Origin of the sequence: Thalassospira profundimaris, assembly GCF_003326755.1 — a bacterium.
Lineage (GTDB): Bacteria > Pseudomonadota > Alphaproteobacteria > Rhodospirillales > Thalassospiraceae > Thalassospira > Thalassospira profundimaris_B.
Genome location: NZ_JPWH01000010.1, coordinates 128,100 through 141,238, shown reverse-complemented (window position 1 = coordinate 141,238; position 13,139 = coordinate 128,100). Strand labels below are relative to the sequence as shown.

The following is a 13,139-nucleotide window of genomic DNA, read 5'->3' as shown; positions in this document are numbered from 1 at the left end:
ATTGACTGATCAGTCAATCATCTGCGGACAGGGATGACAGGGAGAACAGGGCAAACTAGCAAACCACCACGCCTGCCCCGCCGGGCAAAATATCTGCTGACCAGAATGCCCCGTCAGACGATATTTTCATCTGCGGCAATCATCGCCAGGCCATGTGCGACCGACAGGAAAGGCTGGCCAATTTCAACCCGTTCCTTGCCAAAACCGTCTTCAAACAGGTGGCGCACAGCCGGGACATAGGATGTGCCGCCGGTCATAAAGACCTTGGAAATATCCGAAGCCTGCAAACCGGCCTGATCAAGGCAGTCTTTGGCGGCCTTCTCGATCTCGGCGATATCGGGGCTGATCCAGCTTTCAAAATCGGCACGGGTCAGTTTTTCGTCAATTTCAACGCCACCATGCTTGAATTGCAGCCGCGTTTCCCCCTGGGATGACAATTCCGCCTTGGCTCTGGACACCGATTGATACAGGAAAAAGCCCAGTTCATCCTCGATAATGGTCACAAGGTCGGCAATGTCATCGGCACTTTCGGCGGTGCGAATAATCGCCTGCAAATCGGTCATGGTGCGCTGGTTGTGCATCATCGACAGATAATGCCAGCGGGCAAATGCGGTGTAATATTGCCGTGGCACCGGCAGGGTGCCGCCCATTGCCCGGTAATTGGTGCCAAAACCCAAACGCGGCCAAATGGCATTCTGGATGATGCGATAGTCAAAACTGTCGCCAGCAATGCCAAGACCCGTATGGGCCAACGCCTGCACCCCGGCAATGCCTTTGCCCGGTTGAAACCGGATCACCGAAAAGTCGCTCGTCCCGCCGCCAAAGTCGGCGACCAAAACGGTTTCCGGCTGTTCGAGCGTCCGCCCGTAATAATAGGATGCTGCCAAAGGCTCGTACACCACGGCCTCGACGTCGAAACCCGCCTGTTCATAGGCGGCCCGCAAGCGGGCCTCGGCAAAGGCATTGTCCGGACGGGGCCCCGCAAATGTCACAGGACGCCCGGCAATGACCCGCCGCCCCAAATGGCCCAAATCATTTTCGGCGTGATGATGAAGCTGGTTTAAAAACAGCGCGATCAGGTCTTCAAGCGTGAAAAGATTGCCAAAAATCTCGGTGCCTTCAAAATCCTTGGCCGCCAGATAGGACTTGATCGACTGGATCAGGCGACAATCCTGGCTTTCGCGCTGATACTCCTCGATCGCAAAAGGACCGGAACAGCTGCGCAGTTGCGGCATTGAACCCGCAACCCGAATATCCTGTTCCTGCCAAAGGTACAAAATGGTGCGATAGGTATCAAAGTGGGAATTGCCAAGGTCAAAGCTGGCGGATTGCACATTTCCTGCTTTGTCCGCCACGGCAAGAACAGAATTGGTGGTGCCAAAATCCAGCGCGATTATTTCGGACATGCGTGCAACCTTTCCAAACTGTTAAAATAGCAATCCCCGCGAAAGGGGGCGAAGGATTTAACCCAGCTTGATAGGCACTGCAACAAAAATCCGCAGTCCCGGAATAACCCGGCCCTGCGGATATGATGGCGCATTTCAAAAAAGCAGCACACGCGCCATTGCGGCAAACGGCTTTCTAACGGTTTTCTAGGGCCCGTTACCTTTAATCCCCGTCAGACATTTTTATCGGGCGAAGAAAAAGCCATCGACGGCACCGCCCCCTTGCTGGCCGGTTGACGGGCAGGATTATGTCGCGCCGCACGACCGCCCCGCCACAAGCGGGGGGATGCCAGAAACACCAGTAACAGGGCGATAAAGGGGACAGCCAGGCGCTGGAAAAGGGCATCCATATCCATTCCCACATCACTGACAGTCCAGGCTGCCGTGCCCATAAAGGTCAGCAGATAAAACCAAAACCCCAGCATCGACATGCGCATCATGAAAAAGCCGGTCAGGAAAAGCCCGGCCCCGGCCAGGGCATAAAAGCTCGATGCGCCCAGCATGATCAGCCAGACCCCACCGGCAAAAATCGGCATGCCAATACACAAAATCACAATTGCCAGAGCGATAACCGCCCAATAACCAATCCCCCGGCCGGGGGCGGCCTGATCCTCGTTGCTCGTGTCCATAACCTTTTTTCCCATTTACGGGTTTGTTTAAAAGATTTTGAAACAAAACGCCGATAAAACGAGAAAGGTTCCGCATATTGTTGCGGCAACGCATATTTTTGCCGCACAATTCAAATAAATGGCGGATTTCTGCCATAAAAAAATGGGGTGCCGCAGCACCCCATGAATGTTCAGTCCGTCCGCCGGACTAAAACCGCCAAACGAAGCGGGTTATTTATACCAAACCTTGCGGCTGAAATCGTGAACGGCGCGAATATACCGCACGGTACCACTCTGGCTGCGCATCACGATTGATTCGGTTTCAGCCCCCTGGGCAAAACGGCGCACACCGCGCAACATCGCCCCGTCGGTCACACCGGTGGCGGCAAACATGACATTGCCCCTGGCCAGTTCGGTCAGGGTGTATTTGCGGTGCAGATCCTCGATACCCCATTTATGGGCACGGGCAATTTCATCATCATTGCGAAACAGCAAACGGCCCTGAAACTGCCCGCCAATGCAACGCAGTGCGGCAGCGGCCAGCACCCCTTCCGGGGCTCCGCCCGTGCCCATGTAAATATCGATGCCCGATGTTTTTTGCGAGGTCGCAATCACACCAGCCACGTCGCCATCATCAATCAGCATGATGCGCGCGCCCGCTTCGCGGGTCTTGGCAATCAGTTCCTCGTGGCGCGGACGGTTCAGGATACAAGCAACCAGGTCAGAAACATCGCAGCCTTTGGCCTGGGCCAAGCTTTTCAGGTTTTCACCCGCCGTTGCATCAAGGTCAATCACGTCATCGGGCAAACCACCGCCAACGGCGATTTTCTGCATATAGGTATCGGGCGCGTTCAAAAAGCCGCCTTTTTCCGCCATTGCCACCACAGCCAGCGAGTTGGGGCCGCCGGTTGCGCAAATGGTCGTCCCTTCCAGCGGGTCCAGCGCAATATCGATTTCCGGGCCTTCGCCGCTGCCAACTTCTTCGCCGATATAAAGCATCGGGGCTTCGTCGCGCTCGCCCTCGCCAATCACGACAGTGCCGCGAATATCCAGGCTGTTCAGCGCGTTGCGCATGGCATCAACCGCGGCCTGGTCGGCTGCCTTTTCATCGCCGCGTCCCATCAACCCCGAGCAGGCCAGTGCGGCTGCTTCGGTCACGCGTACTGTTTCAAGCGCAAGATTTCGATCCATATCTTCCGTCCTTGTCTGTTGGTGCGGGGTCTGGGGGCCCCGTCTCATTCTTCCCGGTAGGCGAATTGCTTTGGTTGACCCAAAGTTATAACGCCCCGCTGGTGTAAACCTGCGGGGCGCATATGTCTTTTTTTTGTTTTGTTACGACGCGAAATTTTCAATGCGCATCAAAACCGGCGGCTGTGAATTGCTTTCAAACGCCGAAATCGTCGCCAGGGCCTCCAGCATCGATCCTTCATTGGTTTCATGGGTAATGAAAACCACCGGCACAACGCCGCCCTCGGTTTCCGCCCGCCCCTGCTGGATCATGGAGGCCATCGAAACACCATTACGCGCCAATGCTGCGGTGACTTCGGCCATCACACCCGGCCGGTCCCAAACCATCAGGCGCAAATAATAGGCCCCGATATGCTTTTCGATTGGCGCGCGCACATTCTTTTTAAGGCGTTCCGCCGCAACACCAAAAACCGGCGTTTTACGACCGGCTGCAATGTCCACCAGGTCAGCAACAACGGCAGATGCCGTCGGGCGTTCCCCTGCGCCGCGCCCCTGCAAAATCACCGGGCCAACATAATCGCCCTCCAGGGCAACGGCGTTAAACACCCCTTCGACCTTGGAAATCTGGGTATTGCGATCCACCAAAACCGGCGACACACGCTGTTCAATGCCCTCGGGTGTTTGTTTGGCAATACCCAAAAGCTTGATGCGATACCCAAGTTCCTCGGCCATCTGGATGTCCAGGGCCGAAACAGAGCGAATGCCCTCAACGGCAATGGCATCAAAATCCACTTCAACGCCAAAGGCCAGGCTGGTCAGAATCGCAAGTTTATGTGCCGCATCAATGCCATCCACATCAAAGCTGGGATCGGCCTCGGCATAGCCCAGCTTTTGCGCTTCGGCCAGAACATCGGCAAAATCACGCCCCTGTTCGCGCATGGTGGTCAGGATATAATTGCACGTCCCATTCAAAATGCCGGTCACACGCGACACCACATTGCCCGACAATCCCTCGCGCAATGCCTTGATCACCGGGACCCCCCCGGCAACGGCAGCCTCATAGGCGATGGTCACATTGTTGGCATCTGCAATGCGGGCCAGTTCCACACCATGCAGGGCAATCAGGGCCTTGTTGGCGGTCACGACATGCTTGCCCGCCTCAAGCGCGGTTTTGCAAAGCTCATAGGCAATACCATCGGACCCGCCAATGGTTTCGACAATCACATCGACATTGGCATCCTGGGCCATGTCGCGGGCATCTTCATACCAGGTCAGTCCATCGGTTGAAAAACCACGGTCCCGAGTTCGATCGCGCGCCGATACTGCTGTAACAATCATCGGCGACCCGGAACGGTCCGTCAGATTGTCCCTGTGTTCACTCAGCAGTTTAACGGTTCCGGCACCGACCGTACCCAGGCCTGCCACACCGATTTTAACGACGTTTTGCACGATAACTCCTCATGCGGTAGTTGGTTTTCCGACAGATGACAAAGACCACAAAACAGGCCTTTGCGCACATAAAATTTCGCCCGGGACATGTCCCAGGCGAAACACAAATTGCTTTATCGGCTATCAACGGGTTTTCTTCAACAGTTCCCGTGCAGATTCTGCATCGGGACATTTCTGGAAGAACTGTTTGATATTGCGATTGGCCTGGCGAATGCGATGCTTGTTTTCCACCAGGGCAATGCGCACATGGCGGTCCCCATATTCGCCAAAGCCAAGGCCCGGCGCCACCGCCACCCCGGCTTCCTGCAATAACAGCTTGGAAAAATCAAGCGAGCCCAGTTCGGCAAACGGCTCGGGGATCGGTGCCCAGGCAAACATGGTCGCCTGGGGCGACGGTACATTCCACCCGGCTGATTGCATACCCTCGATGAAAATATCGCGCCGTTCGCGATACAGATTGCGAAATTCCTCCACGCAATCCTGCGGGCCGTTCAGCGCCGCCGTTGCCGCCACCTGCACCGGGGTAAAGGCCCCATAATCCAGATAGGATTTAATCCGCGTCAGCGCATTGATCAGCTTTTTATTGCCCGTGGCAAAACCGATACGCCACCCCGCCATCGAATAGGTTTTTGACAGCGAATAAAACTCGACGGCAATTTCCTTGGCGCGCGGAACCTGCAAAATCGAGGGCGGCGGATTGCCATCGAAATAGATTTCCGAATAGGCAATATCCGACAGGATATAAATTTCATGCTCGCAGCAGAAATCGACCACTTCCTGATAGAAATTCAGATCCACCGTCAGCGCCGTCGGATTGGCCGGGAAGTTCAGCACCACCGCACTGGGCTTGGGTACGGAATGTTTCACCGCCCGGTGCAACTGCTCCATAAAGCTTTCGGCATTAAAGGTGCCCTGGTCATCATGCCCGATGGGGATATGCCGCAATGCCGCCCCGGCAATGATGAAGCCAAAGGCATGAATCGGATAGCTGGGATTGGGCACCAAAATAATGTCACCGGGGCTGGTAATGGCCGCCGCCAGGTTGGCAAGCCCTTCCTTGGAGCCGATGGTGACAACGGTTTCGGTTTCCGGGTCCACATCCACGCCGAAACGACGGCCATAATAGGCCGCCAGCGCCTTGCGCAAACCGGGAATACCACGCGACATGGAATAGCCATGCGTGCGCGGGTTTTGCACCGTTTCGACCAGTTTATCGACAATGTGCTGCGGTGTGGCCGGGTCCGGGTTGCCCATGCCAAAATCGATAATATCCTCGCCCGCTCGCCGCGCCGCCGCCTTCATCGCATTGACTTCAGCGAAGACATACGGGGGCAAACGTTTTACGCGGTGAAATTCAGAGGACATTATCCTGTATCCTTGTCAAATTCGTCTTTGCACAATTTTATGCGAAAAAGACGACCTCATGGTGAAAAAAATTGCGCGCCACCCGGCTAAATCCAGGTGGCGCGCCGTACAATTCGAAGGATGTACCTTTTTTACGCTGATTAATCCATAAAGATTTCAACACGGCGGTTTCCGGCCTCACCGGCGGGAACCCCTTCAAAATAGCGGGGATCAGACGCGCCTTCGGCCGAAACATAGATCGCGTCAGGGTTAACACCGAGTGCCAGCAACTGGTTGATCACGGCAGATGCCCGACGTTCGGAAATCATGCGGTTGGCTTTTTCATGTTCGGCCAGGGACATGTTCTCGGTTTTGGAGGACGCATGACCAATCACCATCACATGGGCCTTGCGATGTTTTTTCCAGGCAAGCGACACCTTGCGCAACACGCCCACATCCACCGATGACAGTTTCGCCGACCCGTAAGCAAACTGGATTTGCGCCACCTGTGACTTGGCGGTTGCATCGGAAAGCTGGTCAACAGCCTTGACTCCGAGACGCGATGCCAGCAATTCATCGGGCGTTTCGCCAAGCTGTTCAACCGCCGGGCCATTTCCCTCAAGTGCGGGTGCCGGGGGTACGCCATCCTGAAGCTGGCTTTCATCCACCTTGACCGACCCATTGTCGTTATACATCGAATAGTCAAAATCACCCGATGCCTTGTTTCCGGTATTTGAGGGCATGGGTGCCGGGTCAAACTGCCCCTCGCCTTCGGCAAGGCGTTTTTTATACTGGCTCATGACCGGGTCTTCGGCCGCAGCCGCAGATGCAGCCGGATCCGCCTTTGCCGAAGATTGCGTTGATGAAACCTTGCCCGGAACAGGCGGTTCAGCCTGCAATTTTTTCGGTGCCAGATTGGGCGCCGCCGGAACGGGCGGTGCATCGCGCAATGTCGCGTCACTCTCGGCCCGTGCCGCCTGTTCTGCGCGGGTTTCGCCAGCAGCAGGCGCAACATCCTTTGCCGTCAAATTCGGCTCGGCAGGAACATCCACCGGTTTGGGAACGGGCGCTGGCTGCTGAGCGGCTTTGGCATTCCATTGATCAACAATGCGCGACCCGCTTGACGATGCGTCTTCCTTGGAAAGCGGCGTGACCTTCAAATCTGCCGGTTTGGGTTCGGGCATGGATTTGGCCGGTTCAGGCAGTGTTTCAGGCGTTTTTGAGGCGGATTGCGTCGCCGCCGAAGATACAGAATTGGCCCCGCTCTCCGGTTGGCTGCCGGTTGAGGCAGACGGCATTACGGGTTGGGAATTATCCTTGGCTGCCTGCCCGGTCTGCGCCGGTGCCGCCGTATAGCGGGCATTTGCACGGTCTGCGGCCAGGCCCGCCAAAAGCGTTTGACGTTCGCCCTCATTCGCCACCACCGGGCGATCCGGGGTATCGGCAAGGCGCGGATAATCCTGGTCCTGGCCGGGAATCGGCTCCTGCGATTTTTGCGGCCCCTCCTGCCCGGAAAAGGCATCGCCAATATTTCTGCCCCATTCCGCGGGATTGATGGCATCAGGCACCGACGAACAGGCCCCCAGCATCAAGATCACAGCCAATGCTGACCCTGCTTTAAGAAGGCCGCGCAAGCCCGGCTGTTTATGCCCGGCGCGCAAAGTCCGTTTCGAGACACCCATTGATATTCTTCGCTCCAATAATAAAAAACCGCGTGCAAATGATCTGCGACAAACACGTCATGTTATATTTCTTGTATCATCCCCTCGTGGCACGTTAGGCTGCGAAAGTCTAAGGATATGATATGCTTGGGATCAAGCAGTGTTTCAACCTACGTGCCAATTATGACGGGCGATATCATAAAGGAAGGCGCCATGACCGATCAACAGGCCAGCGAAACCGGAAATCAACATCCCGACCCCGAAGAGCTCTCGGCCACGATGGCCGAAATTGCCGAAAGGAGCCAGCGTCTTGTCGCGGATTTTCTGGCACGCCAGGCCGAAGACCCCGAAATCGCCGATCCCGACCCGTTAAATATCGGTTCCGCCTTCATGGAACTGTGCACGCATATGATGCAAAATCCGACCAAACTGGTCGAGGCACAGATGCAGCTTTGGCAGAATTACATGCAATTGTGGCAAAACACCACCCTGCGCATGCTCGGCCAGGATGCCGACCCGATTGTCACACCGCCCAAGGGCGACCGGCGTTTCCGCGACGAAGCCTGGCAGGACAACGAGGTTTTTGACTACATCAAACAGTCCTATCTGCTGTCCTCGCAATGGATTCAGGGGCTGGTACATGATGTGGACGGCCTGGATGAAAAAACCGCCCAGAAGGTCGATTTTTATACCCGTCAGTTCGTCGATGCCATTTCGCCGACCAATTTTTTGATGACCAACCCCGAAGTTTTGCGCGCCACCGTCGAATCGGGCGGGGAAAATCTGGTCAAGGGTTTGCAAAACCTGCTTGATGATCTGGAACGCGGCAAAGGCAAGCTGCAAATCAAAATGACCGACCTTAATGCCTTCAAGGTTGGGGAAAATGTCGCCACCACGCCGGGTGCCGTTATTGGCAAAACCGATTTGATGGAACTGCTGCAATACACGCCATCAACCGACAAGGTCGCCAAACGCCCGCTGATGATTGTACCGCCCTGGATCAACAAATATTACATTCTCGATCTACGGCCGGAAAATTCCTTTATCAAATGGGCAGTGGACCAGGGCCATACAGTATTTGTGCTGTCCTGGGTGAACCCCGATAGCGAGCTTGCGGAAAAATCATTCTCCGATTACGCCCAGGAAGGTGTTCTTGCCGCCCTTGACATGATCAAGGAAGCCACCGGCGAGGATGACGTCAATGCCATTGGCTATTGTCTGGGCGGTACCCTTCTGGCATCGGTTCTGGCCTATATGGCAAAAAAGAAGGATGAACGCATTAAATCGGCGACCTTCTTCACCACCCTGACCGATTTTGAAAAGCCCGGCGAACTTTCTGTTTTTGTTGATGAAGAACAGATCGAAAGCCTGGAACACCGCATGGAAAAGGAAGGCTATCTTGATGGTCGCGATATGGCGACATCCTTTAACATGCTGCGGGCCAATGATTTGATCTGGTCTTTTGTCGTCAACAATTACATGCTGGGCAAAGACCCCTTCCCGTTTGACCTGCTCTATTGGAATTCCGATTCCACCCGGATGCCCAAGGCCATGCACAGCTTTTATCTGCGCAACATGTATCAGAAAAACCTGCTGCGTGAACCGGGCGGCATCAGCATTCTCGGCGAACGCATTGACCTGCGTGACGTCAAAATTCCGGCCTATTTCCTCTCGACGCGCGAGGACCATATCGCGCCCTGGAAGGCCACTTATGCCGGGACACAGTTGCTCTCGGGTCAGGTCAAGTTCGTTCTGTCTGCATCAGGCCATATTGCAGGCGTGGTTAACCCGCCAGCGGCCAACAAATATTGCCACTGGACCTATAACCGCAACCCGGCCGACCCGGACCAGTGGCTGGAAAAAGCCACCCAGCATGACGGATCATGGTGGACGGACTGGCAAAACTGGATCAGCCGGCGCAGCGGCGGCCAGGTCGATGCCCGCAAACCCGGCGATGGTGACCGCAAGGTCATCGGCCCGGCACCGGGCGAGTATGTGAAGGTTCGCCTGTAACCGGTATCGCCAGTAATTTCGACTGGGCCATAAACAAAGCGGCAGGGTTTCATAATCCTGTCGTTTTTTTTGGCATAAATGCAGACAGTGACAGCGGCAAAACATGGAAACGGACGATAACATGAAATCAACCATCGGCTTTCTGGGTGCCGGGCGCATGGCAAGCGCCATGATCGGCTGTCTGATCAACAGGGGTTTTGACATCCGTGTCTGGAACCGCAGCCAGGAAAAACTCGCCCCCCTGGTCGCATTGGGAGCCACCGCATGTTCCAGCCCCGCTGAAACGGTGGAAGGCTGCGGTTTTGTTATTTCATTTATGGCCGATGACGGGGCGTCGCGTGCGGTTTGGCTGGGCGATGACGGGGCGCTTGACGGGATAGAACCCGGCACAATTGCAATCGAATGCTCCACCCTGTCGCACGCCTATGTGCGGGAACTGGCCGACATTATGGAGGCCCAGAACATCCCCTATATTGACGCGCCCGTCACAGCCGTGCCCGAACAGGTGGCACGGGGTGAAACCGTGTTTCTGATTGGCGCGGAACTGCCGGTTCTCGACCGTGCCCGCCCGGTATTGGAGGCCGTTGCCAGCAAAATCATCCATTTTGGCCCGACGGGCAGCGGCACGGTTTACAAACTGATGAACAACCTGTTGGGGGCGGTGCATATCGCTGCCGCCGCCGAACTGGTGGCAATTGCCAAAAAGGCAGGGCTTGACGGTGAACAGGTGGCCCGGACATTTCTGGAAGGCCCGCTTGCCAGTGGTCCGGCAAAGCTGACATTGCCGGGCATGATCAGCGGCAACCACCATGAGGGCATTCATTTTACCACCGCCCTTCGCGCCAAGGATGCCGGTTATGCCATGCAACTGGCCCAGGAAATGCAACAGGCGGTGCCGGTGGGGAATGCCGCCTGCTCGGTTTTTGAACACGCCACCGATGCCGGATTGGGCGATTTGGCGCAAAGTGCCATCATTGACATCCTGATGCCGCCCAAAGCCTGACGGCATCATATAAAACACCCGCCTGCCCCTCACAGGCCAGGCGGGTGTCAAAATGCCACCTCGCTAAAACCCGGTCATGAAACTCAGTTCTGCGCGGTTTCCTGATGTTGCTTTTCGGCCTTTTCCGCCTTTGCGGCCTCTTCCTGTGCCTGTAACAACGGTTCATAGCGTTTGTCGGTCAGGGTTTTCAGAAAGGCGACCAGTGCATTGATGCGGCGGGTATCGAGCGCATCGCCCTTTTCAAGCTCGGTCATCGAAATGGTTTCGGGTACTTCCGGGGCTGCCCAGGGTTTATCGGTTTCATTGTTGATCTTTGCCGCATCCGACCGGCTGTTATATTTGTTATAAAACCGGATCACGGTTTTAAGGTCTTGAAACACGCCATTGTGCATATAGGGGGCTGTCACCGCGACATTGCGCAGCGACGGTACCTTGTATTTGCCCCTGAATGACGGGTCATTAATGGCGGGGTTATCCAGCAGGCCATTATCGACAAAATCCGGGTCACTGCCATCGGCTTCGCGCTGGGCACGGTTCTGCGGCACACCGATATTGTGATACTGGTAATTGGTGAAGGTTTCGCCCTCGGCCCCCGATGCCTTTAACTGGTGGCACTGGTTGCAATTGGTAAATTGCTCGGAAAAGAACAGCACCCGGCCCAGTTCCTCGGCCGGGGTCATTTTATAGTCCCCGCGCAGCCAGCGGTCATATTTGGAATCAAAGGGCGTAAACTGGTCGGTCTGCTCAAAGGCGGCAATGGCCTGGGTCATCGCCTGAAAGGCCGCGTCGTCGTCATCCCAGATGTTTTCGTCAAACAAAACCTTGAAGGCTTTGACGTAATCGGGGTCTTCCTTCAGCCTTTCCACAACATCATGGGCACTTGCCATGCCCAATTCAGCCGGGTTCAACGGCGGGCCACCGGCCTGCGCCGCAAGGTCCTTTGCCCGTCCATCCCAAAACTGGCCGCCCACGGGCACACCATCCCTGGTGATATGAAATTCGGGCGACAGGCGGGCATAGGCCGCCATCGGCGCATTGCGATCGCCAAAAGACGCCCCGTCATCCCCCAGCGAAAACGCCCCGTTGGCATTGGTGACACGCGGATCACGAAAGGCCGTTGCCGGGTCATGGCAGGTGGCACAGGCCTGGGTTCGGTTTTTTGAAATATTGGTATCAAAAAACAGCGATTCCCCCAGCTCAGCCCGGGTTTTGAATGGTGTTGCACCCTTCACATCATTCGCGGCTTTATCAGCAGCCTGGTCCGCGAATGCAGTGCCTGCCAGCGCAAAAACAAACAGGCCGCAGCCCAAAGCCGTTGCCGTCAGCCAGGAAAACCGCGCGGCAGCCGGGCGAGACGACCGGGATGAAAGGACTTTAAAATACATGATGGGACTTTCAGACACTGTACGACCGCAAATCATTCTGAATTGCTTTCTACAGTTCCTGTCTGTGCGATTCCTTGATAAAGGTCAAGCCCGGTCATCGTAAAAAACAACAGGTTGCTAGTGCCAGTCCCCCGGCGTCATACTGTTACGGACCGTCGGCGACGGCGCAGCAGCGGCAACAATTGCACCCCGATAATTGCCACCAAAATCAGGCCACAGCCGGCATATTCCACCGGTTTCAGGCGTTCGCCCAAAAAGATCGCCCCGGCAATGGCGGCAAAAACGGCTTCGGCACTCATGATAATCGCGGCATCGGCGGCTTCGGTGTAATTCTGTGCCACACATTGCAGGGTAAAGGCCACCCCGGCGGACATGATACCGGCATATAAAATTTCAAACCCGGCCCCATAAACCGATTGCAGGCTGAAATCCTCTGTCATCGCCCCGATGACAACGCCAAGCACACCGGTAACAAAAAACTGCACCATTGCAACCGTTAACGGCGCGCGGGTCCGTTGCGCCATAATCCCCACCAGCACCACCTGTGCCGCCCAGAAAAGCGCGCTGCTCATGACCCAAAAGTCACCTGCACCCAGGGCGGAAAGGTTGCCACCACTCAGCAAATAGGTGCCCGCAACACATAATACCCCGCCCGGCCATACCGCCCAATGCGGCACAATGCGAAACACCAGCAAGGCCAAAATCGGCACGGTTGGCACATAAAACGCCGTCAGGAAGGCGGCATTGGTGACGGTTGTGTCAATGATGCCAATTTGTTGCAGGATAGAGGCCAGAAACATTGCCAGCCCCGTTGCCAGCAGGCCGATTTTATCGCGGCGGGAAAACCTGTAACCGGCCACATAAAGGCGCGATATTTCGCGCAGGGCAAAGGGCAGCACGGCAATGGTACCAAGCAAAAACCGGATACCGGTAAAATAGAACGGCCCGATACTGTCCATACTGGTCTGTTGCACAACGAACGTCGTGCCCCAGATCAGGGCGACAAAAACGATAATGCCATTGGCCTGCCAGCGCGTCATAAA

The 13,139-nt window shown here is 55.8% G+C and carries 10 protein-coding genes; 2 read left to right on the top strand and 8 right to left on the bottom strand.

Translation table 11 applies throughout. The features are described from left to right. Positions 1–113: 113 nt before the first annotated feature. The 6 genes from TH25_RS13265 to TH25_RS13240 form a co-directional block, all read right to left on the bottom strand. Complete coding sequence (locus TH25_RS13265; RefSeq protein ID WP_114088902.1) at positions 114–1,406, bottom strand: Hsp70 family protein; 1,293 nt, start codon at positions 1,404–1,406, stop codon at positions 114–116. Between the two features lie 212 nt (positions 1,407–1,618). Continuing rightward, entirely contained in the window at positions 1,619–2,074 is a 456-nt protein-coding gene (locus tag TH25_RS13260; RefSeq protein ID WP_147253017.1) for a glucose dehydrogenase, read from the bottom strand. Positions 2,075–2,284: 210 nt separating this feature from the next. After that, positions 2,285–3,244: a class II fructose-bisphosphatase gene (glpX, locus tag TH25_RS13255; protein ID WP_114088900.1), complete on the bottom strand. Its 960-nt coding sequence runs from the start codon at positions 3,242–3,244 to the stop codon at positions 2,285–2,287. A gap of 141 nt (positions 3,245–3,385) precedes the next feature. Beyond that, positions 3,386–4,690, bottom strand: a complete 1,305-nt coding sequence (locus tag TH25_RS13250; RefSeq protein WP_114088899.1) for a homoserine dehydrogenase — start codon at positions 4,688–4,690, stop codon at positions 3,386–3,388. 123 nt (positions 4,691–4,813) lie between these two features. Further along, a complete protein-coding gene (locus TH25_RS13245; RefSeq protein WP_114088898.1) occupies positions 4,814–6,055 on the bottom strand; it encodes an LL-diaminopimelate aminotransferase in 1,242 nt (413 codons plus the stop codon). Positions 6,056–6,195: 140 nt separating this feature from the next. Then, positions 6,196–7,716, bottom strand: coding sequence for an OmpA family protein (locus TH25_RS13240; protein ID WP_114088897.1), 1,521 nt, complete (start codon positions 7,714–7,716; stop codon positions 6,196–6,198). 192 nt (positions 7,717–7,908) lie between these two features. Here TH25_RS13240 and TH25_RS13235 point away from each other — a divergent pair, with 192 nt between their 5' ends. Together TH25_RS13235 and TH25_RS13230 are read left to right on the top strand one after the other, a co-directional pair. Continuing rightward, a complete protein-coding gene (locus TH25_RS13235) occupies positions 7,909–9,708 on the top strand; it encodes a PHA/PHB synthase family protein (protein WP_114088896.1) in 1,800 nt (599 codons plus the stop codon). Between the two features lie 121 nt (positions 9,709–9,829). Beyond that, the gene (locus TH25_RS13230; protein WP_114088958.1) at positions 9,830–10,711 is read left to right on the top strand and encodes an NAD(P)-dependent oxidoreductase; all 882 of its coding nucleotides are present in this window, start codon (positions 9,830–9,832) and stop codon (positions 10,709–10,711) included. A gap of 83 nt (positions 10,712–10,794) precedes the next feature. On the opposite strand, the gene TH25_RS13225 is transcribed toward TH25_RS13230, so the two are convergent. Next, positions 10,795–12,096, bottom strand: a complete 1,302-nt coding sequence (locus TH25_RS13225; protein ID WP_114088957.1) for a cytochrome-c peroxidase — start codon at positions 12,094–12,096, stop codon at positions 10,795–10,797. A 137-nt stretch (positions 12,097–12,233) separates the two neighbouring features. Continuing rightward, positions 12,234–13,136 (bottom strand): DMT family transporter, encoded by a 903-nt coding sequence (locus tag TH25_RS13220; RefSeq protein ID WP_114088895.1) that lies wholly within the window; start codon positions 13,134–13,136, stop codon positions 12,234–12,236. Positions 13,137–13,139 lie beyond the last annotated feature (3 nt).